Genomic DNA, 25,797 nt, shown 5'->3' with positions numbered 1-25,797 from the left:
TTGGCACTTCTTTCACTCGCTGCCTCAGCAGCCTGGCGCACAGAGGGTCTAGGTTATCCCTTAGGCTCAATGGGAAAAGACTCTCACTGTTGAGGAGCTCTTGCACCATTATGCTTCGGGTGGAAGATGTTTTCCTGCTGTCAAAATCATCCTCAGGCTCTCCACCGTTCATCACAACCCCACAAAGAGCCGTTCCATTGCCCCATCCGACGTGCCACAGGCTGTTAGGTGAACCGGTTTTTCCGATATCGACGAGGCTTGGGGCATAGATGGATTCGGTTAGGCTCAATTAGGGATCAACCCTGGCCATCCTACTACGTCCCCAACCTCTATCATGTCCTCGTACGATGCCTGGCAACTGTCGCTGCAGAACATATCGTTGCCGAGGCTGCAATTCAGACATCCTTGTAGAATGTTCTCTAGCTCTTCTTGCATTTTCTGTACCACTTACCCAGAATATGATGCGAGACTCGGGAGTCACTCGGCTACAACGTGCCGACAGATCTTGTAGCTACAGCGTTATGCGTGGTAGTGTACTTCGTCTATTTCGTCAAGCAAGTACCTGACCACGGTTCCTGAAACTGGTTTTCCCAACTTGCCGCTAAGAACGTCTGCAATGGTGGTGTCCACTCTTGCTGCAAACACTCTCAGCTTGTTGTAGAGCCAGTATGCCATGACGTCCTGCGTCACGTGCTCAGACTCGTTGACGAGATCATCGAGCTCTGTGTCAAGCGCTTCCATGTTGCTGTACCCGAGATGATCTAACCAGTCCATGCTGGCATCGAGCATGTCGATTGCTCTGGTGGCTATGGCTTTCACAATCTCTTCTTTCTTGCTGTCAGTGATGGCCCCATCTTCAAGCCTCGCACGCAGACTCCTGATGCTTTCCAGGTCATCTCTAGATTCCTTGGCGAGGCGTTCTATGTGGTTACGCGTGGTCTTGTTGTAGCCAAGTTTTGCCATGTCGTAATTTCCTGATTGCGGGGTTTTGGCATACCTGTTAATTACAACCGCAATGAGTGCGTAAATGAGTGTGTAATAGCCAAACTCGATTGCTAAATTTACCAATGTGTCAGGCCACGATAAGGTGATCACAAGTACAGGTAGTGCCAACACTGTATACAGCCCTAATTTAATCAACGTAAACTTTATTCTTCTACTCAACTCTTCTCACTCCACTATTCGTACGATGTTCTTGGGATCGGTTGGACTAGCATATTGTGTTCCTGGTATCGGTTCTGACGAATCTTTCTTTATCTCGACGCCAGGTAATGATTTTAGCTTGAATATGATGCCCTGAGATCCCCTTTGGTCGTAAAACGCCTGAGCATCCTCTGCTTTGGACAGGTTCAGAACGATGTGATATCCGCGGGACGTCTTTGTTGTCATGAATCTCGGCAACGTTGATGTCAGATCCTTGGATTGCTGGAAATAACTGGCATCATCCACATCAACAGTTACCAAGTGAAGCCCACCAATGGGATTCTGATGGAGTAGACTGAAGAATCGTGCGTTCTGCTTGCTTAATTCATACATACCGACGGTTGTGTTCTGAAACGCATATGCGACGTTTTCTCGCACAAGTTCAGCAACTGCGTTCGTCACACGCCGTGGAGAAAGGGTAGCTAGTAGGGCAAATGCCTCTGGGGCGACTGTCACATCACGCTCTTCGTAGCGGCCATTTTGCTTCAGAACGGCTAGATTGTATACAGCGTTGAAGTATACAAGTCGCCAGTTTGAGACAGGTCTGATAATGGTTCTTTCCATCACAAGGTCCTTGAGTTTGATGCCTGTGATCTGTTTGGCCAACCTCGACCTGACCGCCATCATAATGATGTGTACAGATGGAGGAGAAACTGTAATCTCTGGTAAGCGTCTTATGAACTCTCTGACTTCTGTCTCATCAACTAGGTTAGCTACTTGCTCCATGGTGTCTTCCCCTGCTTTGCGTAAAGACTGGCCAATTGTCTCTTCGTGCGTTTCAACGTTACTATGGCACGCTTCACATTGTCTTCGAGGACCTCGATGTAACATGATGCGTGGTATCGATATGTTGCTGGATGGTTCCAATTATCAACCGTATCTTCGAGAACTTGGTAACCACCCTTCTGGATGACTTTGTAGCACTTCTTGCACGTGGCCCGGCCCGTGGATTCCTTGATTTCCATTTTTCCTAACCTTTCCAATGTTTGCGCGCCTAAAACGACAAGATTGCTTAGGCACTAACCGTACTTCCTATTTTTTACTGCGTCTGAAGCGTTAATTAGTGCTTGGACGGCTTCAGGTTCTTCCACGCCCTGGTCCACAAGGTACTGAACAAGACTCCTCCAGGCGCCGTCCGCCATCTTTTTAGTTCCAAATGCCCTGGTAAAGTCCAGTTCCGCGTAAAGAATTGCCATTCCCTTGGTGAACCCGCCATCCTTGAAAGCTGATCCTACCGATTGCCACATGCCATACGACTTGAGTTTCCTTGTTTGTTCAACACTAGACATAGTGTTACCGCCTTGGAAAAAAGTAGGTATGGGGCCTCAGTGTCCCTAGTTTAGGACCTGAAGCTTTCCATACTTGCCTATGCTTAGGCGCAGTTCCCCACGGAAGCTGTTGGTGTAGCCGTTGGTCACCCTGACCTTGGACCCCACCTTCACCTGGTCGATCTGGTCGTCCCACAAAGCGAGTTTGATCTGGCCTGATTCATCCTTCAACTGGGCATCAGCAACACGTGCCTCGCCACCAGTTCTCAGGTTGACTGACCGGGGCTCAGAGAGCTCCACAATCTCGCCTTCGGTGTCCACTCTGCGCATACCATCTCGGAAGTCTCGTATGTTCATTACCACCATTCTCCATTTGACTATTTAACGGACTTTAGAGCTACCTACTATATTATTCTCTATGGAAGTAGCCCTAATATGATCAGGATGACGCCGCCGACCCCCGTCACGAGGAACGCCAGAGCTGCCAGGTCCAATATCAGGAACTGCCAGACAAGAACTTCCCCCATGGGGGTGAACAGTATCCCTCCAATCCAACTGCCTATGAAAAACGCTGCGATCAGACACAGCGCCCCAGCTACGATTACCACACCAGATGACGAGTCCATGTTATGCATTCAACCCCAGTAACGTAGTTGGACCATTCATATCAGGCGCATCCTGCCCGGGCTTTGGAAATGGCAGCAGTGGGTTACGGATCGGCGGCCTCGGAATCATAAGGTATCTGTCTCTCAACTTAACATCACATCTTTGCACAGCCTGTCGATGGTGCCGTTATTGGTTCCCATTTACCCAATCCGGTCACCTATCAGTAAATTTCGCGCTTCACGAGCGGTGCAGTCAGCACCGATGCCTGAATCAGCTTGGGCACGGGAAAACTGCTGAACTCCCTGAACAGGGGCTGACCGTAGATCAGTCTGTTAAACGCCTCTGCTTCCATCTTGGCTCCGGTGAGGGCGTTGTGAGGTTTTGGCTCAGTGTAGAGCCCCACGTAGGTCAGGATTGTGTCGGCTCCCAGCGCGGTCCGCCCGTCTCTGAGCGGGGGAGTCACACCGAGCTTCAGAAAATGGACGAAGAATACGGAATGCATGTCTACAGCCCTGTGGCCAAGGTTGGTATCAATACCTGCAGCCTTGAAACCGGCGTCGATCATAGGAAGGTCGAACTGGGGCACATTCTCTCCGGCTAGCGTCCTATCATCCTTCTTCATGTACCAGGTGTTGAACATCTCCATCAACTGGTTATGCGACGCTGGGGCAAGTTTTGTTACATACTCAGCGCTGAAACCGTTGACTGCGAGTGCTTTCTCACTAACTTCAGCACCCCACTTTACTCTACACTCTCCGTAGAACTGATCAGCAGGGTTGTTGAAGTCTACTGCGCCAATGCTTACGATAGAGTTCTTCACAGGATCTAATCCGCTCGTTTCACAGTCTAGTACTATCATTGTTTCAATACACCTTCTGCAACCTTTCTCAGGGCACAAACGTCGACACCCGTCAGTTCGCTTACGTATTGGTCCAAGAGGTCCCCCATTTTGGGGAATCTGCTTGTATCAAGCTCTGACAGTTTTTCTAACGTGTGCCGTGCATTACTCACGTCTTCTGTGCTGGTTTCGCCCATCATCGTCTTCATCATTATCGTTATGTCATCAAGAAACGCTTCTGGGAAGCCGTTTTCGATGAGTTCTTTGTTCACTTTTTGTGCATTCCTTGGCAATTTCCCACCTAGATTTAGTTCTCTTAAAACAGGCAGGTTGCCCAACAAAATGTATGGGCGACCTACCAATCGAACTACTGTTTAGACGCGTTGTACTTCTCCATCATTTCTCCGACATACGCGTCGATGAGCCGGGCCATCTTAGGGTACTTGGAGACATTGTGCGTCTCAAGTTTTTCTAGAAGCCTGTTCATGCGCCCAAGGTCCGTGTCTCTTACTGAGAACTGGATTTCGTTTGTGATATCATCGATAAATGCCTTGGGCACCCCGTGTATCAGTAGTTGGTTTCTGGCGATACTGTCCGCTAACGCCTTGCTTGCGTTAATGATAGGCAGTCTTGCCATCTTGACTCGGCCTGGTGCCGGCGAAGTGTCAAACCTTCCGTTTGTATCGAGCGTTAATGACACGTTAATGATGCTACCTGTGCCTGACGTGGTGCACCATTCATCTCTTTGACCCTCTACTTCCGTTGGAGCGTCTTTCCAGCTATTACGGCGTTTCACGAACACCGTTTCGAAGTCATTTGGATCTGGTGCCGTCTTTTGCAACAGAGGGTCTCCATTCTTGCAGTAGAAGGAGCACTTGCATTTTTCGAAATCAGGAATGTGACCTTCGTGGGTTTTTGCATATTCTGCAAAGACGTCGTGCACCTTCTTGTTGCCAGCCTTGCATGCCCAAAGAATATACCCTCTTCTTCCGTTTTGGGTTGTAGGGTGCAGTTTTATGTAGTCTATCAGATTATCCTGCCGCCACTTCTCGAACAGATTCACAAGCTTATTGTACGCGAAGACAAAGACTGCTGTTACTCTGCCATCCTGCAGATATTTCGGCACGTCCATGATAAGCTTTCTGTTCTGGTACTGATTTTCAGCACAGTCGTTGTCGATACCCAGGATGTTACTGTAGACCCGGCTCAACAACGGCTCGAATGTTCCCTTATTCAGCATTGAATGGCGGAGGAACATCTTGTATGATAGGCGCGTGATCCCCATTATGTTCTCTAGGGCTTTCTTGTGTGTGTGACTGTTGCCTTCCATGTATAACATGACGGCTGGGTGGGCACGTGATTCCATGTCATACCCATAGTTGGCAAAAGTTAGCCCAGTTGCACCTTTTCGTGTTGCATAAATTCCACGTTCAAGTGAACCAGGAGTAGCGAACACTACAGTTCCCCTACTCTCGATCTCAACCAGACTCTGAATTATGTCAAGAATCTCGTTTTGCTTCCTGTCGGTACTTCCTTTTTGTTCGCCCACTTGTAGAGCATCTCCATTCTATCACTCATCTGCACGAACCGGTCATCATCGCATGTACGTCGTGCGTTTACAGTTATGGCATCTGATGGTTACGACACCATCTTGGTCACCAAAGTGCGACACGGCAGATAGCTCGGAAGTAGTGTTCGTACTGCCGCATTTGGGACAAATTTCACCACTGCCAACATCATCAGCGATTGGTTTCGTATCTCCTGGTAGGTAATTGTGATTAGATTCCACTCTATCTCCACCTGTCTTAGTTGGAACCCAAGGGCTAACGCCCTCAGCCGAATAAAATGCTGGCTGAGGGCGTCCCTTGTTTTCTGGCTTACTGGTACTGCGGTATGCTCTTCCCGTAGCCAGCCATTGCATTCTTGTAGGCATCGAAGGTCTTCTTGGCGACCTCGATCTCGCGGACGATGTTGGGGGCCTTGACCTTGTCCTTGAGAGTGCTCTCGAGGACTTCCTTGGTCACCACCATCTTCTTCGCGATTACGCCCTTGACATGCTTCCGGTCACGCTTGGTGAGCTCCCAGACGTTGAAGTCCTTCTTCTTCAACCAGTTCTCGAGCTCCTTGGCTTCCTTGGGATGGGTCTTGATGAACTCGGAGAGTATCTTCTCATGGACCCCATCGGAGACCTTTCTCACGGTGTCACCGACAGCGCCGTCCATGAGCTTTGCATACCCTTCAAAGTCCTTGTCAGTGATGTCCTTGGCAAGTGGGAGTCCAAGAGCGGTGTAGTACTTCAGGATGGTTGCCCTGTCCTGCATGGTCAGATTGCCTGGCGCGTCAACAAAGGAGAACCTCCTCATGACTGCCGGGTCAAGAAGCTCTGGGTGGTTGGTAGCACCGCACCAGACGACACCCCTGTAGTACCTGACACCGTCCATGATCTCCTGGAACGTGTTCTTGATGCGTCTCACGACATCTCCGAGGTTGTTGCCATCAGAGGGGTCTTGGAGCACCGAGTCAATCTCGTCTATCGCGACATAAACGATCTTGCCGGTCTTGTCGTGAAGCTTCTGGGCCGCCTTCGCCAGCCTAACTACGTTCTGCTCTGCCTGGCCGAACCACATGCTGAGCACATTGGCGCCACTGACAGCTACCACCACGCTCCTCGGATCACTGGCCATTGCTCTGAAGACCTCAGTCTTTCCCGAGCCTGGGGGCCCAACCAGGAGCAAGTTGCTCTTGAGGGTTCGGCTGGGGCTGGTAGCCAAGTACAACCTCGGGTACTTCGTGTACTCGCGGAGTATGGCTATGTGTTCCTTGGTCTCCTTGTACGACTCACCTATGATGTCCTCGAACTTGATCGCGGGCTTCTTGGATGGGACCAGTTCGATAGCACCCCATGCGGACTGCTGAGCCTCGTAGAAGGTAGGCTCCTCGTCCTCGTCCTTCTCATCTGGACGCCGAAGTGCATTCTCTCTGTCCCGCTTGTGCATTCCATAGATCTGGATGACATACTTCTTCGCCATGTCTGGCGTGGTAGCGATGGTTCCCAGCATGCCGGAAATCTTCACATATTTCGCCATCTGAGCGTGGATCTTGCCCTTGGTCTTGGTCTTCACCTTGGCCTTGGCTCGTATCGATCCGAAGTCAACTCCATCGAATGATTCGAGAGATTCTTTGAAGTCCCGCACCGCCGAGGAGATCTTGTACTTTGCGAAGGATTCGACGTCTTTTTGCTCGCGTCTTCCCATGTCGAGGTTCCTTAGAGACATCATGAACGTAGTCATGGTCTCCACGAGTTCGAGATAACTCTCGAACAACTCGGTGAGACGAGTCTTGATTGTCGACGAGATGGTCCCAGGTTTCATAAGGTAGCTGTAGACCTCCTTGCTCGTGAGCGCCTTCAGGAGGCGTTCTGCCTTGTGGATGCTGTATGGGGTAATCTGCCTCAGGTTCGCTCCATCCTCGATTTCTTCGAGCCCGGGGAGATCGTTGTACACCACTTTGAGCACGTTAGTTAGGATCGGATTCTGAACGACCCGATTGGCTTCGCGGTGGAGATATTCCCTTGACAGTGTTCTGTAGGCCGATTCAGTCTCGACCCAGACACCGTGGGCGGTGTGCTCAAGCCTGTCGACATTACCCAATACATCTACGCACACGTTGGCAGCGGTCTTCAGAGAGTCCATGTAGATGGTCGTGTATGAGTTGGCTACAACCCCAAATTCTCTTGCGGCGTCCATCTCTTGATAGCTTCCAGAGTTGTAAGCACTGTTGAGAGTCGCGTTGGTAACACCCTTGATTGCATTTATGTTGCCTGACTCGAGTAGGGCTTTCGCATCGAGGAGTGTCTTCGGGAGTGGTATATTCATTGACGCCCCTATGGAGTTCTTGACCACCCCGATCTCGCTTACCGCCTGGAGAGACTTCAAGTTGTCTACGAGTTGCCTGTACTCAGGCTCGAGGGTTTCGACCAACCTCATGATTGGACCGAGGGGATTGGCTACATGCACATACTTGATAGGGTCGCGATCGCTGCGGAACATATCGAAGAAGAATGATCGTGCATCGTCTTCTTCCTCTTCATCGCCGTTACCCTTTGCCTTCACTTTCTTCTTCCTGCGCTTCTCTATGACTTCGGTCATCCCGGTGGACAAGTCGATGTCCCTGAATAGACGTCGTTCGACGTCTATCCGTTCCTGTGTCTTCTCTACCTTGCTGAGTACCTTGTCGACGCTAGTGAGAACGTCACCAAGCGGCTTCAGGGTGCTAAGCAGATCGGTTTCGTTGATTGCTTTCATTTTACACTTTCACCTGTAATCATCTTTTAACGGCCTGACCTAGCCGTTCGCCGTAATGTTGCCGTGTTATTTCTAGCCTTGGCAACACGCCTCTTCTTGAGCGAAGCCATCTTGTCTACTATCATTGCCCGCTCGACTTTGGCTAACCGCATACCAATTTCATTGGCCTTTGCTGAAGTCTTGATCTTGTCTAGCATGTCCGAGGTGCTTGGCTGATCCTGGATGCCCGAACCAATCTCAGCTAGCAGTGCCTTCACATCTATGCCAAGAACGGTACGGAGTTGCTCCAACGCCTGCGATAACTCCTGCTTCTGTTGGCGCAGGATCTTGGTCTGAGTATCGATGACTCCGAGGTTGAACTCACAGACCTGTATTTCAGCAGCCAGCGGATCAGAAGCGGCCGCGAGTATTCCCTTCACAGCATAGTACTCACTCATCGCCTCATTACCGCTAAGACACGTTTGAAGCTCTGCCACAAACGGTTCGACCATGGCGAGGAATTCTTTGCCGTCAAGGAACGAATTTTCAGAGTTAGCCAGAGCTTTCACATGCGCTTCGACGTAGCCATTAGGAGATATGCCCTTCGGCATGATCTTCACAATTTCTGCCACTTCGGCAAGCACATTCAAGTAATCTTGCTTGGTGTATTTGCTCATCTTGCTTGTACCTCTTTCGTACTAACAAGTTTCTCCAGCGTCCTCAGAATGCGTTCACCGGCATCCCTGCCAGTCACGTAGAGTCTCTTCCCTGCAACATGGCTGTATAATTCTCCCAGCCCAAGATGATACAGGATATGGCCTAGAAGGCGGGGGTCATCAGTTATGAGCGCCCAGGAATATCTCTTTTTAGCCACCCTTTGAAAGTTGCCACTTCCACTAGCTGGTGGTTCATAGTCGGTGAAGCACTGTACGACTTCCTTGAGTTCTACGTCGCCAATGTCAAGTGATATCTTCAAGACTAGATCTCACCGTACTCGTCGAAGTATGAAGCCAGGCTCAAGATATTGTGGTCCAGTATGACCGCATCACCTCTGCGACCAGGCATTATGTCCATGTTGTCCATGGTTACCTCTTCGCCGGAATATTTGTCAACTACACGCCGGCCATCCTTGGTGACGAAGCCCTCCTTGTCGACGGCGAAGCCGAGGTAGTTGAGAAGTTTTGTCTTCACCTGATCAGGAACATGCTTCAGTTCTACGATTTCCAAGATTTCAAACTCCGTTCTTACCGAGTCGGCTTCATTCTGTCTTGCCTTCCTTGTCCTCTGAGGGTGCGAGAAGAGCTATGGCACTTTTAACTGACTCTGGATTTGCTCGTTCGACATATTCCGGTGGAACATACAGGGTGTCGGCAACCTGTTCTTTGTAGAGTGCTTTCTGCAAGATAGCAACCGCCTCTTGCGTACTCTGCTCTTCTGCGGCGACAAGAGCGAGGACTTTGTTCCGAAATGCCGACCAATCTGCTGGATGACCCACCTCTGACAAAAGGTCGTAATTATCAAACAAGGCTTCTATCTTCTTCTGCATCAAGCTCGTTGGCTTCGCTGTGGTCAATTTGCGTTCTTTCACTACTAGGTCAGCTATGGCACGCAATCCTTCAGCTAGATTCTCATTCCCATTCAGGGAGATTGCGGCTGCATAATCATACAGTTCAGAGACGGCGTCTTTGGTAATTGGCATGTTAGACATAATTCTCAACTCGTCTTCCTCTTCAGCCGCTGAATTTCCAATCTGACCATCCTCTCAGCCATCTTGAAGTCAAGTGTGTACCCATCGGTGAACTCTAACGGTTTGAAGTTATCACTCTCCACACCAAGGGCCTTGCATAACGCATTATGGAGCTCTACGCGTCTGTCGAACGTCTTATCTGAGGGGTCAATAACGTCGTTAACTGCCGCTTCTGCATACAGCCTGACCAGATCGTCAACAGACAACTTGCTGGAAATTTCCAATTGTATTACCTCCGACTATCAATTGCGACTTTCACGAACTTCTTTGAGCTACTTTGCATGGTTTGCCGCCCATTAATCCAAACCGTTGTCCTTCAACAGTCTGACGACCTTCTTTGCTTCCTGCGGAAACAAGCCTCTTATTGTCAGGTCCACCGACGTTATATTCACATGAACACCGTCTGGAGGGACTCTAACATCAACCACAAGCCGAGAAACCCCGGACCTAATCTCCTCTCCAAGCTGCTTCTTGTATTCATCACGGGTCTGAGTTACAGAATTTCGCGCCAATTTACTATCTCCTCCCAATCCTTAGCATTACGAAAGTCAGCACTGCACCGCCAGCCTCAACTCCAGTATTACCTCGGAATCCAGCGTAACCCTGCTTGCGCTCATATGGTATATCATCCATGTTTCTCACTTTAAGTCAGACCAGGAATCACGCGGATCATTGGGCTGTTCCACATTGGCTTCGCCAGCAGACAATGCCAACCCATCAATCTCAAAGCTCTCAAGACCATGCCCACTATCGCGAAGCGCTTCAAGAGTACCCCTCAATACCATTTCTGCAGATTTGGTACCACTTGAAAGGAGCCTAGCAGTAAACTTGAAATCCTCAACCCGCACGATCTCGAACCCGCCGATCCCCAACCCTTCGTCTCTCGCCGCACCAAGAGCCTCAATCAAGAGATTCCCGAAGTAGATGCTATCCAAATGCACCCGACCAGGAACAACCCTGACCGTAAACTCGTTCCACCCTCCTTTTTGATCGCTCTTCATATTCACTCTCGCCTTTTGCCCTTAAAACAGACCGAACCTGGTACATCCCATACAGATGCATGGCGACAGGCTCGCAATACAGCAGGTATGCGAAAGAAAACGGTCGCATAAGCCGAGGCAAAACACCAATAGTCTCGATAGATCAACTGCCAAGGTTGTCCACAACCATACAAGCCAGCCTGAACCAGCAAACGGAACCGCCCCCACAGGGGCGGCCCCAATCTCCCGAGATTAACTTGAGAGATCGAATACTTCCGGATTGGCGAGCAGGCACGTGCCTGCAAACCATCTCCGCGTGGAGATGGCGGTTTCGCCAATTTCGAGGGGCTTGATTACCCCATCAACCATGCCCATTTGCATGGTCTAGCCGACTTGCACGGCTTTTCAACGGATCTCGGGCCGAAATGTGGTGAGAGAATACTCATTTTTGATCACCAATAGTTGGCTGTCAAGCCACAAAGGGCAGACAGCAAAAATCCCGTGATTTTGGACCACGAGATACAGAACACTCTAACACTCTTGAGTGTGTTTTTTGTCGAATTGACAGATGTCGAGCCCTTGCTAATATATAAAGGACTACGACGTTTGTCGACTTGGACGGCAAACTATTTTCGACGTAACTTGGGAGACCAGAAAGAGTTACGTCGAAAAAAGGGTGTTCCTACCGTCGGGGTTAGACCCCGAGTATCCCACCTTGGAGTGCCCTCTGTCACCTTCCTTTTGGAAAGCCGTTCTGTTCTCCTCCCTTGCGAAGATCGGTGGTTGCACGGTTGGAGGTGTTTACCGTGGACGGTAGGATCCCTTTTGGCCATCGTTAGCCGGCTTCCTAGCCGCTTGGGCTGGAGCGCCGTTGACCCCAGGAGTTGCCGCCGCGTAGTCCACCCCGGCATGTTGGCCAGGTAGGGCGCGGATACGGCCTGGGCTGATCGACTTGTGCCTGGTGGGCACATGATGGTCGATTCAGCGTCCCGAACCTGAGCCCATGACAGGGACCGGAGGTGATGGCGTTCGGGACAAAATAGAGAAAGGGTTAGAGCTGCCAGGTGGTACTGTTGTTTCTGGCAAATGCTCTTACCACTCAGAGCTGGTAGGAGTAGCAGGCCTTAGGCTCTCATCCATAAGGCTCTTCGCAAAGACCTGGGTGTCAGAGGCTCTGAGTTTGCCATGGGGTAAGAAGGATCCCCATTCGTTGAACTCGAGCACTATCGAGCTGTACAGTCTGCCGGAGTTGATCGAAAGGTCCTGGTCACTTTGACCGGTATACCTCTCAGAGTAGACTGATATGACCCGTGACCCTGACTTGATTCCAGCCAATACTTCCCTGGTCTGACCGCGTCCGAGTATTATTGTTCTGCCTGTGACATACTCGGTGTACTTGGCGCCGTAGCTGCCTGCAGCAGCCTTCAGGATCTGCAGGATCTGTTCTCCTTTCAGCGGTCTTGCGAGTTGCACTGTAAGTGGTTCTGGCATGTTCTCGTATCTCCTTGGTTTCCTATAAGCCAGCCTAGTTGCGCCCGGTGGAGCCGGGGGAAGCTTGTGGGCTTCCCGCGACTACTGTCTGGGCTTGTTCGACCCTGTTCATTGGCTGCCATATGGCTGCGTAGTAGTGTCCCTTCATGGGGGCGTATGGGGTCAGCATACCCTGTGCGGCTCCTAGCTTGACAAGGTTGTCGATGACCCTGGCTGGGTTGCTTTCGGTGTCCCTGGTAGCTATGAGCTTGCCGTCTCTGAAGTCAGTGAAAACGAATGCGTTGTAGGAAGTGATGGTGGGCTTTCCGTTACGGAACTCGCCGTCGATGTAGTGGATGGTGTCGCCTCCATCGACAGGTACGTAGGCTTGCTTGTAGAAGCCGTAGTCGTCGATCATGGCGTGTTTGGTCTGTGGGAGTCTGCCGTTGGTGGTGATGATCCTGAGGTGGAAGCATTTCTTGGTGCTCTTCAGGAAGCACTTGGAGTGTGTATTACCGCCGACAGGGTAGTAATACAGTGAGCCTCTGGACCCATTGGTTACTATTGGTGTTAGGTGTATTTCGTTGGTGGCGCCGTATGCTTCGGCGAATGATATGAACCCAAGGTCTGCTAGGGTATGTTTCTTGGACTCTGCGTCTTGGTTGACAAATTGTGCAAGGGCGTTCTTGTTGACTACAGAATCCATGAATATCGTATATGCCTCGTCGCTGAGGACGTGCTTACCCACCTTGAAGGTGGCGACATTCTGGAGTTCTTCAGTCAACGGCCTTTGCGGTGTTACTGGTTTGGCAGGAAGGGCGGTGACGACCTTGGCCCGGATGTCGTTCTGGCCACGGACAAAGTGCCTTCCCTTGCGTGTGATGTCTAGCTTGTAGCCAAGACTTGTGAGTTCCTGCTTCACTTCGGCAACTGAAAGGTCAGTGGCTGCTACAATGTCTGCTATTGTGGAGCCTGGTCTGTTGGCGATGGTGGTGAGGACCGCGTTGTCACCGTATGGGACGAAGCGAGGTGGTACATCGCTAATCTTGTTCTCCTGGGTGTTGAAGTAACCTCCGCGGACAGCGAATGATGGTTCGGTGATACTGAAGCTGGGGTTGGGTTGCTTGTACGGTTTCGTCTTCTTGACCTGTACCTGAGGCTTGGGTAGTTTTGATGTTTTGGTCGTGCTAGCTGGCTTAGGAGCCGGGGGCACCGGGAAGCTGAGTAGTGGAGAGTGAGATCCCTCGTGGGCGATCTTCACCCTCATGACTGGTCCCAGTTCTCTTGCTGCCGCCAGCTCTTCCTGGGTGGTGACTATGTTACCATTCACATCTTTCATAGCAACAGTTTGTGCCTTGCAGACCGCACAGAACTGATTGTCAAGAACGAGTGACTGGTTGAGAAGTCTTGCAGGCCTCTCGTGGATGCGTTTTGTCTTGTATGCCCTGGTCTTCTCTCTGCTGGCGTCGCGCTTCTTCTTCGTGCCCTCTTCACCTAGAAGGCCGTAAGATACCCGCGTCCTCTGCCTGGGCGGAGATGGCATGTCGGTTCTTTCGGCAAAGATCACACGTCCGCTCTTGCCGATACCTGTGACCCGCACCTTGCCTTGCCAGCCTTCAGGCGCGCCCTTGACGAAGGTGACGACGCCATTTATTCTGGTGATACCAGACTCGTCTCTGCCGCTACCGGTGATGGTGATGTCGTACTCTTCTCCCTTCTCGGGCATTGGAGCACGTACGACCACCTTTGTAGCAGTGGCTGCCCTCTCAAAGACCCTGGTTACCTTGACCTTGCCCTGCCACCCCTGTTCGGCACCGGGGACGAAGACTATGAGGCCTTCGACCAGTGCGATGCCATCGCCGCGGTTACTAGTCTTGGTTATGGTGACATCATATTCACCATCTACCTTGACTGGCGACGGCGTCTGGATGCGCTCGGTTTGGCGTTGTGCGCGTTCAGCCTCGTGCCACTTGCGTTCCTGGCGTTCTGCGTTAGCTGATACAGCTGCTAGCTCTGGCGATAGTTTTATGTTCATGTAGATCACTTGCACCTATGCCTGGGTAGCTGCTGATAGATCAGCAGTAGGTATGTCCATATCGATTTGTGGTGTTGAGCTGTTGGGGGTGCCTGCTTCTGCTGCCTGAGGCGGTTGTGGTAGTTTTTGGACCTGTCCACTTCCAGCACTGGTTGGCGCTACCTTTGTTTGCGCTACCTTCTGCGATGGGGTAACTGGCTTGGCTACCTTGACGGTAAGGTGCTTGAACGCGGCCGCATTCAGTATGGGATTATGTACTAGGCCGCATGTTTCGACCAATCTTCCCCAAGATGCGGGGAGTTCACCCAGAGGCTTTGATTCGGCGGCATCGGCGAGTATTGCGACCAGATCGTCCTCTGGTGCTGCTACTAGTCGTGACGTCTGTTCAGTGCGCTGCGCGGGCTGAGCGGCGATGATTGTTGGAGGTGCCATTCCGGCGTCGGCAAGCAGGTGCCTTGCTGATGAAAGTAGTGCATCCTGGGCCTCACCGGCACGAATGGCGGTGATCTCCTTGAAGTCGTCTACCATCTTGGTGACCACTTTGTCTGCGTCCGCCTTGAACAGAGTGTAGAGCGCGGCTCCTTTCTTGGAGATCGCGGTCTCATTGTGGTCCTTGATGGTTTGGAAGAGGCTTCCCTGTGATGCTACACTATCTGCCTGATTGGCAAACTCGTGCTTGAGAGTTTTCTCTATCGCATATGTAGCACTGCCAGCTGCAAGGGCAATACCAGCGATCTCGACGGTTGTGCTTCCCAGGAGGGAAACGATTGGGATTTTCGCCGGATTTAGGGCAGAGCCAACACCTATGATGATGCCAGTTACTGCCTTTGCTACTGTTGCCGTGCTGACTTGTTCTGGCAATGCTTAGTCGCTCCTTGTGCCGTGGATCAGAGCCAGGAATCGAGATTCCTCACTCGACATGGGATTCATCCAAGCCGCATACTCCTCCTGAGGGGTAAGCGCTTTTCTAGCCTGGATCGATGCTTCGAGTGCAGTCTGTTCGAGCTCTGTCAGTGCTTGTTCAAACGGAGTTTTCTTCGTGGCTTGCCAAGGTGATTTGCTTGACATGCTGACGGTCGTCTCAACTCGCTGCGACGTCTGGACTGAAGAAATGTCGTCCAGAATGTCTGCGAGGGAGATGCGTGCTCCAGTGTCATTAGACACCAGAGTGGCGGTATATTGGGTATGTTCCAATTCGTTGAGCACCTCGATGGTGCTTACCTCCAGCTCAGTTCTGCCGGTTTTTGGTGGCAGAGCCTGGGTACAGGGGCGCAGGGTTACTGCGCACACGCTTCCAATTGAGAGCTGGCTTGGGGTAAAAAGAGGGCGGTTTGGCCCTACCCAATTGATTCAGACAGCTGCTAGCTGCTTTGCTATTTCGAAGTCTGCGTTATCGGTTGTAACTGTGTGTTCTTTCATCTAGGTCACAGTTGATGGGGCATTGTCATCGGATACCAATAAGCTTCCGAATGGGAAGTCTGTGTCTCTCTCCCTCAGGATGTTGATTGCCCTCTGAGGTATCGTTGCGAGAGTCACATATGGCTCATCGTTTTCAGGAGCTGCAGCGAACAGCAGTGATTTGTCTACCGAGTCTGGTGGAAGTGTAGCATCATAGAAAGCGAGTCTGGCCGTCTCATGCTCTTCTGTGTTGTACTTCATACTGCTGATTATACCGCGCTTCGCTAGCGATATGAAGTTATAGATTGGTATGGCTGTTACGAAGCACCCATCTTCCACAGCGCTGGGTCGCAGTTTCACTGTGAGAGGCGGGTATCCCGTGGTCATTATGTCAATTGGCTGTTCAATTGCTGTTTCAAGCTTTGCTAACAGCCTTGTTGCGAGCCGCTGCTCAAGAGGCGGAAGGTCCAATGTCAACATCTGCCTGATCTGAGTGGAGATTTCCTTTAGTTGTGTCTTTTGAGTTTTGCACTTGTGAAAGCGCTCGTACACCATGTCCATTGATTTCAGTTCTATCACTTCTTGTGTTTCCTGGACAGTTCTAGCTTGATGGCGAATCGGAAGGAGCAACACCCATGGCTACAGTTAGTGCGGCTGCACTACTCATAGTAATGACCCAAGCCACAAGCGATGGCGCCATTATGAGGAGCACAACCCCTATACTACTAGCTATGATTGCTTCGATGTACAGGAAACTGGCCAGCCTTGAACGCTCGTATGTGTTCAAGAAATGGCGCCGGCCAGGCTAGCGTCTAGCAAGGTGTTTGCTATGGTGTCGAATTGGGTTTGTGTGATTTGCCCATGGGATACGAAGCACCCATAGTTGAAATACTTCAGGTTCACAGTCTTGTATGTGGTGTTTCCATTGAGTGGTGCTATATACGGTGAGCTGGAGTTTCTAAGCGCGAGAATTTTTGATCCAGACTTTGCATGTGCTTCCACGTTTGTGAAGCTTCCATCACCTGCTACGCGAGTCTGGCTTATCACGTGTTCTATGTAGTTGAGACCGAGTGATTTTACGGCCTTCTTGAAGACGCTTACTAACTCGCTTCCTGTCATGTCTCTCGCAAGCATGAGAGTTACAGTCGTCTCGATTGCTTCATGTTGAGATGGGTTCATAGGCTGATTTCACCTCCATGTGTTCAGCCGTCGTGTTGCGCCGCTCTGGAAGCCTTGAAGAGATGCCGGCCTGCGTGTCTTTGTGGTCAAGTTGCCCTATAGGGGGCTCGGCCAATTTAACGCAAGCAGACATGGGTCTCTCCATGCTTCTCAGGTAGGACGACTTTTGTTCTCACACCAGCGCGCCAAGTCGCCCCTTTCGGGTGAAGCTGGTATGGAACCGGTGCCTTGGTCAAAAAACGGGAGGAGCGCTAAGCGCCCCTATGATGCCTTAATGGCGACTATCGCCGTGCCTCTGACGGTCAGCGTCACTTGCTGGCCGACCTGGATGTTCTGGATTGTGTACCAGTCATCAAAGCTGAGGTTGGTCGAATTGCTACCAGTGGTAGTGGTCGTAGGTCCTGAGGGTGGTGAGGCAGTGTACCACGTGCCATTCACCTTGAGGGCTATGACCGAGTTGCCGTTCTGGATGTATGAAGATGTTGCCTGAACCGTCCCGTTGATGGTAGTTGTGATAGTTGTGGTGTTAGTAATGATCCCGTTGAAGTATTGTGATAGTGCCGCGTCTCTGGTAGTTGTGGGGTCTGTTCCATGGACGTAGACTGTTGCGCCATTCTGTGCAGCACCAGTTACACCAACTCCGTCGAAGACGTAGTTTCCAGTGGACGGATCTTGGTAGTACACTGGCGTGATGTACACGAATTGGCCGTTAACAGGATAGAGGATTGGCTGGGTCGCATGCAGCGAGCATACTGTTGTTTGGCATATCTCACTGTGGACCTGTGACTGTGCGTATGATGGACTGATGTAATTGAATGATGAAAGATTGTAGTAGGTGATGTTGCTGCCGCTGGCTACCATGACGCCAGAGAGCGACCGCTGGGAATTGGCGGGCGAGAAGAACAGCATGACGGCTGTCCCGTTGTGATATGGGATAAGCTCGTATGAGTAGTTCCCATCAGTTGCGAGCTGTAGTCGGTAGGTTGATGCCTGCCCAAAAAAGCACCCCCAAGAACACCAGCTTTCGCCACTAGTGGTCCTTGCAGAAGCCCATTGCCCAGCGATAGAGACAAGCAATTGCCGGTCCCATGGCTGATTCACGTATGACGGGGCGTTGGATACAGAGCTGTATGTGGTGTTGACGCTACCGTCAGGGTTGTACACGATCCCCCCTGCGAAAGTTGTCGCGCCCCATATTCCAGGCTGGTCTAGGGTCTCGACATAGAGGATTTTGCCACCTGATACCGGTTGTGGGTACCAGTTGCCTATTCCTACGTTCGTATTGCGTAGCCAGGTCTGAACGCCTATACTTGAGAAGCAGACGCCGCAAAGACCAGGCCCGATAGCCGTTTGCTGCTGGACCTCTATGTAACTGCCGTTCACCGCGTTGACCAGTATGAACCCCTTCTCAAAGTTCTGAGAGAAAGTGTTAGTGCTGGCTATGGTGAACACCCAGTATGGGGCATGATCGTAGACTATTTGCTCGTGGTCAACGATCTGGGCAGATCCACCGAAATCCCTTGACATGTGAGACTGGGCGATTTGGCGCGCATAGTCAACAGTTACCAGTGGTACTGCTCCGATCGGCAATGTTTCATTGGCAAAAAGTGCCGTGCCGGGCAGTGTAGTTACCTGGTTCTGCAGATATGTGGCATTGGATGCTGTTGCTTGTACAGTCCATATGGTTATTGGGAATACGATGGTTATGGCAAGAAGGGTGATGATTACCAAAGCGTCGATTTTACCTTGGGTGGCCTTGAACCCCTTCTTTTTGTTGCTGTTTGATAGTGAATCGTAGTGGTAGTGGTCGTGGTAGGTGGTGTGCCTCAAAAAGACTATGAAAATCAGGTCCATCATAGCTACAGCGAACAGCTGTTGAAGTGTTGGCAGTTGGAGTAGAACGAAGACGACGACTTCGATGAATGAAAAGATTAGCGCCTCAAGGGCGGTTGTGAGTGCTGACTTTGATACCCGTCCGAACACGGCAAAAAGTGGTATCGCCGTGAGGACGAATGCGATCAGGAAGTTTTCTAACAGAATCATAGCTTCCTTGTACCTCCATTGTTTGTTCTCATTGTCACATTCCTCCATGTCTTCTTAAAACGTAACCATCGTAATCCAAGCACTTGGTCACCAGTTCTGATAAATTGACTGGATATCGGAGGCCTTGAAGCTATTTATCAGCTTCAGGCAGCTTGGTATGGTTTTACACTTCAAGAAGAGGGAATGAAAGTGGCATACAATGCAGAACAGAGAACGCTTTCTGCAAGGTTGCCCTTCTCGGTTCTCATGGACCGGAGGCTTCTCCGAAGAGAAGCGCGGCAATCATTGATTCCCGGCACCGGGTTGTCGCCTCCAGATACCACGGTTGAAGCCGTGGTTGTGCATGGTAGGTCGAAGGAAAGGGCATGAGCCGGATCGGTCCATCCAAGGGTGATCAGCCCAAGGATGACCGCAGCCCTCTGCGCAGAGGTAAAAGGTCATTGGCCGCTGACAAAACAGTGCCCGCACCTCGCCTAGCCGCCCCTTTTGGGTATGTGTTTGGTTACCGGCTGGTCGGCTGACCCATGAGGTGCATATAATAGCGGGCCGGGGCAATAAAATTACCCGTTTTCCGCTATGTTGTTACTATCTGGCTGTAGTTGTGTCTGCCATCAAGGCTAGCCTGATCTTGAGAGATCTCTCAAGGTCTGCTGCAAACTTGCTGGCATCTGCCTCGGAGATGCAATCCATCAACACCAGTTTGCCGCTCTCGAGCTTATGGACGGTTATCATCCCGTCCTCGTTGTTGGCGGCTTTGATGTCAGTCTCTCCTGACTTCCATAAAGCCAAGTTGAGACGTCGCACAGTGCTGCCGTGGATGTATTCCGGGTTGAATGTTCGCATCTACTATGCCTCCAGTAATGTTCTCTCCAACCTTGAAACAGGGACTGGAGCGACTTCGATGACGCTGTTGGCTGGTTGTGGTACCATCTTCATGAAGATGGGAGTAAGCCAGAGGTATGCAGTCCTCAACTGCGATCGCTTGAGGTAGTTGGCAAGACCAAGAGCTGCTTCCTGCGATAGTGCGGCATGGACTGTATCCTTGCCATCAGTTATCGCCAGGTCGAAGTTCTCGTTATCTGCGATGGTGCATGTGACGTTTGAGTCGCCACATACATCGAAGAGAGAGTTAAGGAGCCTTGCTGTACTCTCCGGGGTCACTTTTGTTCCCGCCTTTTGCGACGCTTGCCTCTGCTCTGCGCGGTGTTGATTATCTGCATCATCTGTTGCTGGGCAGATGTTCTTGGAAGCTTCCTGACTTCCTGAAACATGAGCCTGAATACTTCTGGATTGTTTTGAAGTGCCTCTTGTAGGTAGAAGAATGTGTTCTGGGCAACTCTGTCGTCATAGGAGTTGTCGCTGATGTTGGAAACGAAGGCTTCAACGATCTGACGCGCCCTGGGTCTCATCGACTCTATGTGAGCCCGACTCAGCTTGGTCCTCGTCGACTTTGTCGTTTCGAATCCAGAGAGGCTCATTTGCCGATCACTTCCTGCATCAATCGACCGGCGCGACTGAACTCGTTAACGACGTCTTTTGGTGTAGTTGGCAGGTCTGCTTGGTCGTTGACTGTAAGACCCACTGGCTGCCTCGCTTTTTGCTTCGAGATTGCCGTCTCGCTTACTTGGACTGTGTCCATGTTTCTTCACTTTCCTCCAATCTAGTCCCATGCGCACTGCGGGCACCCATGCGGAAGCTCGACCAGAGCATCGCCATTGTGGTGAAGGTCAGGCCTGTGCATGACTTTCCACAGAGAGTTCTGGTATGTGCACTTGCATTCGATGTACAGGTACGCTGCTTCTTTGTTGCCAATCCAGGCATCCTGGATCGGTGCACTCACCGGCAGCGGCTGATGGCAGTTGAAACACTCAAAGGGTTGAGTCTTTCTGATCCTGTCAACCGCGGCGACTACTTTTGCTGCGTTCTCTCTTCGGACTTTCATGGTTGTTTCACTCCTTGATACACGCGGACTCGCGCCCGCATGCCTACAACCCTCTGGCTTCCGTAGAATGTAGTACCTTCAAAGCGTCCCTGCCTTCATAACGCTCTCACTGATACCGTGGTGCCTCTATGGGGCGCGGTGGTGAGTTGCGCATGGAGTTGAGGATAGTTCGCTCCGGGTCCTAGTCTTGCGGTGCCAAAGCTCTTTGCCAGTTACCGCCTGGCGCCCTGAGTGGGGCTGTCTTTCAACGCGGTGACTCATTTGCACCCTGAGGGTGTACCATCCCACCTGCGTTCACTTAGGAACGCGTACGGGCATTACAGAGGGGCTATCTCGCCCATGCATGCCATAGCTGGATTGCTCCAGCTTGTGAGTCAAGGGATAGTGAAAAGAAAAGGGATGAAGGCTACTTGCCTTCTATTATCCACTTTCCGATGATCTTTGAAAGTGTTGATGCTTTTCCAGTGAATCCATGACCAGCGCCGGCTACAATCTTGCCAGTGAATGTTGAGACATTGATATGCTCTAGAGTGTACCGGTAGTTGCCGTCTTTGTAGAGTTTTTGGATGTATTGTTTGACAGGTTTGGTCCTGTACTGCTCTTGCCCTCCGAAGACGGCGAGGACAGGAACTTCGACCTTGGAGTAAATGTTGAGCTTGGGTGCCTCGTAGTTGAAGATGTTAGCTTCGGGGTTCTCCAGATTGGCAACGCTGTTGAATCGCATTGCTGACATGAAGTGAACACCTGTCTCTTCAGGCATAGGCTGGTGGCCCATTCCAAGAGCTACCATCGACTTCGCCAGACTTGCTGCTGCGTCGAATTTAACCCCCAAGTCTTTCTTGTTGGCGTTGTAGTCGTCGGTTGGTGCCAGCAGTATGAGGCCTTTCACCGACTCGTTTTGTGTAAGTGACTGGTAATAGGTGACTTTCTGGCATCCCGTTGAATGCCCCGAGAGTATCACCCGCTCAAATCCAAGTCGCTTTACCGCCAAGATTGCTCCTGAGATGTCTTTGACACAGTCTTCGAACACCTCGTTGGAGCTTCCTATTGTGAAGCTCTTGTTGTCTGATCTGAACCGAGTCTTGAGACCCGCCCCTCTGGTGTTGATGGTGAACAGACTGAACCCCTGCTTGAGTGCCCTCCCATAGATCCTGAAGAGACTGCTAAAGCTTGCGAAGTTGCCTCCAAATCCATGGACATGAACCACAACGGTCTCATTAGGATACTTTGATTTTGCTAGGAATCCTGTGAGAATGAGGCCGTCAGAAGCTTCGAACTGTATCAGTTCGCCGCTTGTGGTATTCATATCTTGGCTCCTGCCATTAGGCTCTTGAGCTTCAACTTCGCGTCAGGAAACTCCTTGAGGATGTATTCCCAACGATAGTATCCGTCAGGAGGCAGTTCTCCAGCATTGAGAGGTAGATGCCCCGTTAGGAGGTCCTTGATGAGGATGATGAGTTGCTGTGTTCCTGTGCTCAACACTTTATGGTCTCCAAGTGGGTCGTCGCGGCCTAGGCCATGAGCTAGACCATGATGAACTGGCCCGCAGAGGTAGTCATACTTCTTCCACAGGTCTGACCGCTTCTTGTCCCAGCTGTTCATCCAATTGACGTACTCCTCGAATGATAACTTGCTGGCATACTTCTTATCAGCCTGCGGGATGCATATGTCTGCAAGCCATATCGCGAGAGGTACTAGGCTAGAATTGGTTTCGGCCTTCTTGAAGATTTCGTAGAGATTGTCGAATTCTGATGTCATTGTTCCACCTTTGCCTCAATTACAGTACTCTTTCTTGCATCATCGGATGGCTTCTTGGCATTGTTGATGTTGTTCTTCATGACGCCGACGAGCTTTGGAAACGTCCAACCTCTGCTCAACTGCTGTACCTGTGTCTCTCTGAGTGCTCTTTCAAGGACCTTTGGATTGGTGGTGTCAAGACCTGGCTCGATTGCGAGTATGTCCAGCCCATTGACAAGCTTGACATGTGAGTATTCGTTGAGGAGTTCGCTGAAGTACGCATAAGACTGTCCCGAATCAGCTTCGCCGAGCTTGATGAGCTTGTCTATGAGGTTGGCGTCTCTCCTGAGAGAGATGTAGACCTTTGCCATAGACTTGCGTTTCGACTCGTCGCTGTCCTTGCTGACCATATGCAGCCTCATGTGGAACTTGACCAGTGTGGTCACTTCACGCACAATGCTGCTTGGGAACTTCAGTTCTTTGAGGCGTCTAGCAGCTACTTCTGCTGAGACGGACTCATGCCCAACTGTTCTTCCCGTTTCGGGGTCTTTGACGAAGAAGTGCTTCTTTCCGTCGACTGAACTGTAGACACTGGTTTTGCCGACGTCGTGTAAGAGAGCGGCTATTCTCAGGGTTGGTTCTGGAGCTATTCGTGATACCGCCTCGGCGGTATGCTCTATGATTGTTTCGCCATGGTGCCCCCCGCGGTTGTCATGCCGGATGTTTCCAGCTTCGGCAAACTCCGGGATGAGGAATTGGAGTATCCCGAGGTCGAAGAGCATTTTGACACCCTTGCCTGCATTTGGCAGGACGAGGATCTTGGTAAGCTCGTCGACAATCCTTTCTCTGGATACTGGTCCGCCATCCTGTAGGCGATTGACATTGCTGGTGATAGACTTCTGTGTGTTGATGTCGATGACGACGTTGTCAAGTTTGGTGGCAAACCGTACGGCTCTCATGATCCTCAGGGGATCCTCGAAGAAGCGCTCGTTTGGGTCGCCAACCGCCTTGATTACCTTGTAGTAGAGCAAGTCGCCTATGCCGTTGAATGGGTCGATTTCCTCGACCGTAACACTGGCATTATTGAAGGAGACCAGCTTCCACGCGATGGCATTGCGTGTGAAGTCGCGCCTAGAGAGGTCGAAGATGATGTCAGTGGTTGGCTTGATTGTTGGTTTCCTGGAGTCAGCCCTATATGCTTCCGACCTTAGCTGTACGATGTCGAGCCTGCCGGTCACCCCGCTACCAAGCGGAACGAACACTGACTGGACACCGAACTCTGTCTTGCTTTCGCCGGAAGGCACGAACTTCAAATTGGCGAGCTTGAACACGGCATCTGCGTCCGGGACGCTGACATCGATGTCGTGGTAGTCTCCAATCCCCAAGAGGTGGTCACGTACAAATCCGCCGGTGATGTACGCAGGTATCCCTGTGGTCCTGACGGAGATGTCATTTACCTGTGCCAGGATGGTGATTATCTCTGGCGGGAGCTCAATTACCCTTGTTGTGTTCTTGGGACTTGTCATCTCTTGTCACTCCTGAGTATGGCGTCGTAGTAGGCCGACCTCCTACCCGACGATTTCATATTTGATGCCTGGATTGCTCTTAGGCGTTCGCTCTTGCTTGGAGGAAGCGGCATAGATTTGCTACACCATAGGCATGTATTCGGGTCTAACAACTTGGGTTCACACTTGTGGACCCTGAGAAACTCGGCTTCTCGCCTGGCCCTCTCTCTTCTACCCCTCGCTTCCGTTTCTTGGTCATGTTTTGCATCAGCAGCCATCAGGGCGTATTCCTTAGGGGTCAATTTCCATGGGCACCCGTCATTCTTCTGAAGAACTGGCTCGGGGCCTACGCCGAGAGTTTGTCTGACTTCGGCTGGGATGGTGTATTGGAAGCTCATCTAGAATAGCCTCCATGTGTTGTATAAAGCGAGCCCGAGTCGCGGCGATTGTTCTTGCGCTTCTGGGCGAATTCTCGCTTTATGACTAGTGCTTCTACCTCTTCGTAAGGAGAGCCATTGGTGTGATTGTGTGTCCAGCGTTGGTTGTGCCTCTCTCTCACTTGTGCACTGATCCTCGCACCAATAGAGGCCCGCTTCGACTCGATGTCGAGTACCTTGTAGGTGAACCCGAGGTCGTTGCCATAGACAAGGAGTGTCGTTGACGCTTTTGCTAGGTACCCTTCGTCTTCTGCTTGCTCCTGTGCTGCTCTGAGCCTTTCTTCGAGTTCTTCGCCGACGCAGCTGCGTCTGACGTACTTCAGCTCGAAGACTACAGTGCTCCCTGGGAGGTAGACTAGTGCCGGTTCACTGCGGTTGGTCGTACTGTCAGTAACGACCATAGCGAACGCGTGGTCGAGTATGTGGACATCGATGTAGGCTGACAGCCCACTTTCATCACGCTTGCGTGTGTTGTATCTGCAGTATGTCTGCAGACCAGCATCCACAAGGGCGCGCTGAAAGGCGTCTTCCGCCCTCATTCCCTTCCCACCGTCAGTGCCAGACATCACGACGCCGGCATTTCTCAGGGCTTCCAGAGTGGCCATCGCTGCGTTGATATCGGCTTGGCCGCTCTCAACTACAGCCATTATTGCCTTCTCTTCCCTCTGAAAGTCCCAGCCCTTCACTGCAACCGAGACGGAGATGTCGTTGCCAGAATCGAGTGCATTGAAGTGCTTGCTTGCTGCATTACAGATGTCCTGTACCAGGACATACTGAGGGGAATCACTACTTGTGGTAGTGAAGCTATTTGATGCCTCCGCTGAGGCACCCGTATTTGGAAGTGAACTTGCACTCACTTTCTTTACCTCGCTCCCGCTAGGTTTTCCTAGTCGGGGAGGCCGGGCTTTCGCCCGTCAGATTACGGCGTGGGGGTTCTGGAGAACCCTGGGAGCAATAACCCAGGAGACCTCTCCAGCCCTCTTCCTACTAGTAGTTCTGAAAGTAAGTATGACACCACGAGCGGCTTGTCCAGAAGGTGAACCCTGCAATATGTGGCCCCTCCGAATGGTAGAAGGTTGCCCCACTTTTTTATTGAAGCCGGACCCGTTGATTGGATTCCAACGGG

30 protein-coding genes are annotated in these 25,797 nt (G+C 51.3%); all 30 read right to left on the bottom strand.

All coding sequences use genetic code 11. The annotated features are described in order from the left end of the window. Positions 1-519: 519 nt before the first annotated feature. Positions 520-1,164 (bottom strand): hypothetical protein, encoded by a 645-nt coding sequence (locus JRN21_09410; protein MDG6989515.1) that lies wholly within the window; start codon positions 1,162-1,164, stop codon positions 520-522. Positions 1,165-1,170: 6 nt separating this feature from the next. Further along, complete coding sequence (locus tag JRN21_09405; GenBank protein MDG6989514.1) at positions 1,171-1,929, bottom strand: hypothetical protein; 759 nt, start codon at positions 1,927-1,929, stop codon at positions 1,171-1,173. Between the two features lie 293 nt (positions 1,930-2,222). After that, on the bottom strand, positions 2,223-2,492 hold the full coding sequence (locus JRN21_09400; GenBank protein MDG6989513.1) for a hypothetical protein: 270 nt from the start codon (positions 2,490-2,492) through the stop codon (positions 2,223-2,225). A 45-nt stretch (positions 2,493-2,537) separates the two neighbouring features. Further along, the gene (locus JRN21_09395) at positions 2,538-2,828 is read right to left on the bottom strand and encodes a DNA-binding protein (protein MDG6989512.1); all 291 of its coding nucleotides are present in this window, start codon (positions 2,826-2,828) and stop codon (positions 2,538-2,540) included. 59 nt (positions 2,829-2,887) lie between these two features. Next, positions 2,888-3,106 (bottom strand): hypothetical protein, encoded by a 219-nt coding sequence (locus JRN21_09390; GenBank protein MDG6989511.1) that lies wholly within the window; start codon positions 3,104-3,106, stop codon positions 2,888-2,890. Between the two features lie 191 nt (positions 3,107-3,297). Then, complete coding sequence (locus tag JRN21_09385; GenBank protein ID MDG6989510.1) at positions 3,298-3,936, bottom strand: hypothetical protein; 639 nt, start codon at positions 3,934-3,936, stop codon at positions 3,298-3,300. Continuing rightward, a complete protein-coding gene (locus tag JRN21_09380; GenBank protein ID MDG6989509.1) occupies positions 3,933-4,187 on the bottom strand; it encodes a hypothetical protein in 255 nt (84 codons plus the stop codon). The genes JRN21_09385 and JRN21_09380 overlap by 4 nt, the downstream gene beginning before the upstream one ends. Before the next feature lie 95 nt (positions 4,188-4,282). After that, positions 4,283-5,464 carry a hypothetical protein gene (locus JRN21_09375; GenBank protein ID MDG6989508.1) on the bottom strand — a complete coding sequence of 394 codons (1,182 nt, stop codon included), beginning with the start codon at positions 5,462-5,464 and terminating at the stop codon, positions 4,283-4,285. A gap of 328 nt (positions 5,465-5,792) precedes the next feature. Beyond that, entirely contained in the window at positions 5,793-8,219 is a 2,427-nt protein-coding gene (locus JRN21_09370) for an ATP-binding protein (protein MDG6989507.1), read from the bottom strand. A gap of 26 nt (positions 8,220-8,245) precedes the next feature. Continuing rightward, positions 8,246-8,875, bottom strand: a complete 630-nt coding sequence (locus JRN21_09365) for a hypothetical protein (GenBank protein MDG6989506.1) — start codon at positions 8,873-8,875, stop codon at positions 8,246-8,248. Further along, entirely contained in the window at positions 8,872-9,174 is a 303-nt protein-coding gene (locus tag JRN21_09360; GenBank protein ID MDG6989505.1) for a hypothetical protein, read from the bottom strand. The genes JRN21_09365 and JRN21_09360 overlap by 4 nt, the downstream gene beginning before the upstream one ends. Positions 9,175-9,176: 2 nt before the next feature. After that, a complete protein-coding gene (locus tag JRN21_09355) occupies positions 9,177-9,425 on the bottom strand; it encodes a hypothetical protein (protein ID MDG6989504.1) in 249 nt (82 codons plus the stop codon). Between the two features lie 31 nt (positions 9,426-9,456). Continuing rightward, a complete protein-coding gene (locus JRN21_09350; protein MDG6989503.1) occupies positions 9,457-9,906 on the bottom strand; it encodes a hypothetical protein in 450 nt (149 codons plus the stop codon). A gap of 5 nt (positions 9,907-9,911) precedes the next feature. Beyond that, positions 9,912-10,169 carry a hypothetical protein gene (locus JRN21_09345; GenBank protein MDG6989502.1) on the bottom strand — a complete coding sequence of 86 codons (258 nt, stop codon included), beginning with the start codon at positions 10,167-10,169 and terminating at the stop codon, positions 9,912-9,914. A gap of 72 nt (positions 10,170-10,241) precedes the next feature. Beyond that, complete coding sequence (locus tag JRN21_09340) at positions 10,242-10,457, bottom strand: hypothetical protein (protein MDG6989501.1); 216 nt, start codon at positions 10,455-10,457, stop codon at positions 10,242-10,244. Positions 10,458-10,583: 126 nt separating this feature from the next. Beyond that, positions 10,584-10,946 carry a hypothetical protein gene (locus JRN21_09335; GenBank protein MDG6989500.1) on the bottom strand — a complete coding sequence of 121 codons (363 nt, stop codon included), beginning with the start codon at positions 10,944-10,946 and terminating at the stop codon, positions 10,584-10,586. Between the two features lie 1,071 nt (positions 10,947-12,017). Further along, the gene (locus JRN21_09330; protein ID MDG6989499.1) at positions 12,018-12,416 is read right to left on the bottom strand and encodes a hypothetical protein; all 399 of its coding nucleotides are present in this window, start codon (positions 12,414-12,416) and stop codon (positions 12,018-12,020) included. Positions 12,417-12,450: 34 nt separating this feature from the next. Further along, on the bottom strand, positions 12,451-14,430 hold the full coding sequence (locus JRN21_09325; protein MDG6989498.1) for a TRAM domain-containing protein: 1,980 nt from the start codon (positions 14,428-14,430) through the stop codon (positions 12,451-12,453). 15 nt (positions 14,431-14,445) lie between these two features. Further along, a complete protein-coding gene (locus JRN21_09320) occupies positions 14,446-15,291 on the bottom strand; it encodes a hypothetical protein (protein MDG6989497.1) in 846 nt (281 codons plus the stop codon). 558 nt (positions 15,292-15,849) lie between these two features. Continuing rightward, complete coding sequence (locus tag JRN21_09315) at positions 15,850-16,407, bottom strand: hypothetical protein (GenBank protein ID MDG6989496.1); 558 nt, start codon at positions 16,405-16,407, stop codon at positions 15,850-15,852. 204 nt (positions 16,408-16,611) lie between these two features. Continuing rightward, positions 16,612-17,007 carry a hypothetical protein gene (locus JRN21_09310; GenBank protein ID MDG6989495.1) on the bottom strand — a complete coding sequence of 132 codons (396 nt, stop codon included), beginning with the start codon at positions 17,005-17,007 and terminating at the stop codon, positions 16,612-16,614. Between the two features lie 261 nt (positions 17,008-17,268). Then, entirely contained in the window at positions 17,269-19,098 is a 1,830-nt protein-coding gene (locus tag JRN21_09305) for a hypothetical protein (GenBank protein MDG6989494.1), read from the bottom strand. A 537-nt stretch (positions 19,099-19,635) separates the two neighbouring features. After that, entirely contained in the window at positions 19,636-19,893 is a 258-nt protein-coding gene (locus JRN21_09300; GenBank protein ID MDG6989493.1) for a hypothetical protein, read from the bottom strand. Between the two features lie 3 nt (positions 19,894-19,896). Next, positions 19,897-20,211, bottom strand: coding sequence for a hypothetical protein (locus JRN21_09295; GenBank protein ID MDG6989492.1), 315 nt, complete (start codon positions 20,209-20,211; stop codon positions 19,897-19,899). Continuing rightward, positions 20,208-20,528 carry a hypothetical protein gene (locus JRN21_09290; protein ID MDG6989491.1) on the bottom strand — a complete coding sequence of 107 codons (321 nt, stop codon included), beginning with the start codon at positions 20,526-20,528 and terminating at the stop codon, positions 20,208-20,210. The genes JRN21_09295 and JRN21_09290 overlap by 4 nt, the downstream gene beginning before the upstream one ends. 870 nt (positions 20,529-21,398) lie before the next feature. Beyond that, complete coding sequence (locus JRN21_09285; protein MDG6989490.1) at positions 21,399-22,298, bottom strand: alpha/beta fold hydrolase; 900 nt, start codon at positions 22,296-22,298, stop codon at positions 21,399-21,401. Continuing rightward, complete coding sequence (locus JRN21_09280; GenBank protein MDG6989489.1) at positions 22,295-22,750, bottom strand: hypothetical protein; 456 nt, start codon at positions 22,748-22,750, stop codon at positions 22,295-22,297. Before JRN21_09280 ends, JRN21_09285 begins: the two co-directional genes overlap by 4 nt. Next, positions 22,747-24,255 (bottom strand): CCA tRNA nucleotidyltransferase, encoded by a 1,509-nt coding sequence (locus JRN21_09275; GenBank protein MDG6989488.1) that lies wholly within the window; start codon positions 24,253-24,255, stop codon positions 22,747-22,749. Before JRN21_09275 ends, JRN21_09280 begins: the two co-directional genes overlap by 4 nt. Then, on the bottom strand, positions 24,252-24,632 hold the full coding sequence (locus tag JRN21_09270) for a hypothetical protein (GenBank protein ID MDG6989487.1): 381 nt from the start codon (positions 24,630-24,632) through the stop codon (positions 24,252-24,254). The genes JRN21_09275 and JRN21_09270 overlap by 4 nt, the downstream gene beginning before the upstream one ends. After that, positions 24,629-25,528 (bottom strand): hypothetical protein, encoded by a 900-nt coding sequence (locus JRN21_09265; GenBank protein MDG6989486.1) that lies wholly within the window; start codon positions 25,526-25,528, stop codon positions 24,629-24,631. The genes JRN21_09270 and JRN21_09265 overlap by 4 nt, the downstream gene beginning before the upstream one ends. Positions 25,529-25,797: the final 269 nt, after the last annotated feature.

It is taken from the genome of Nitrososphaerota archaeon (assembly GCA_029785825.1).
Taxonomy (GTDB): Archaea; Thermoproteota; Nitrososphaeria; order Nitrososphaerales; family Gagatemarchaeaceae; genus UBA183.
This window is presented reverse-complemented; position numbering and strand designations above follow the sequence as displayed.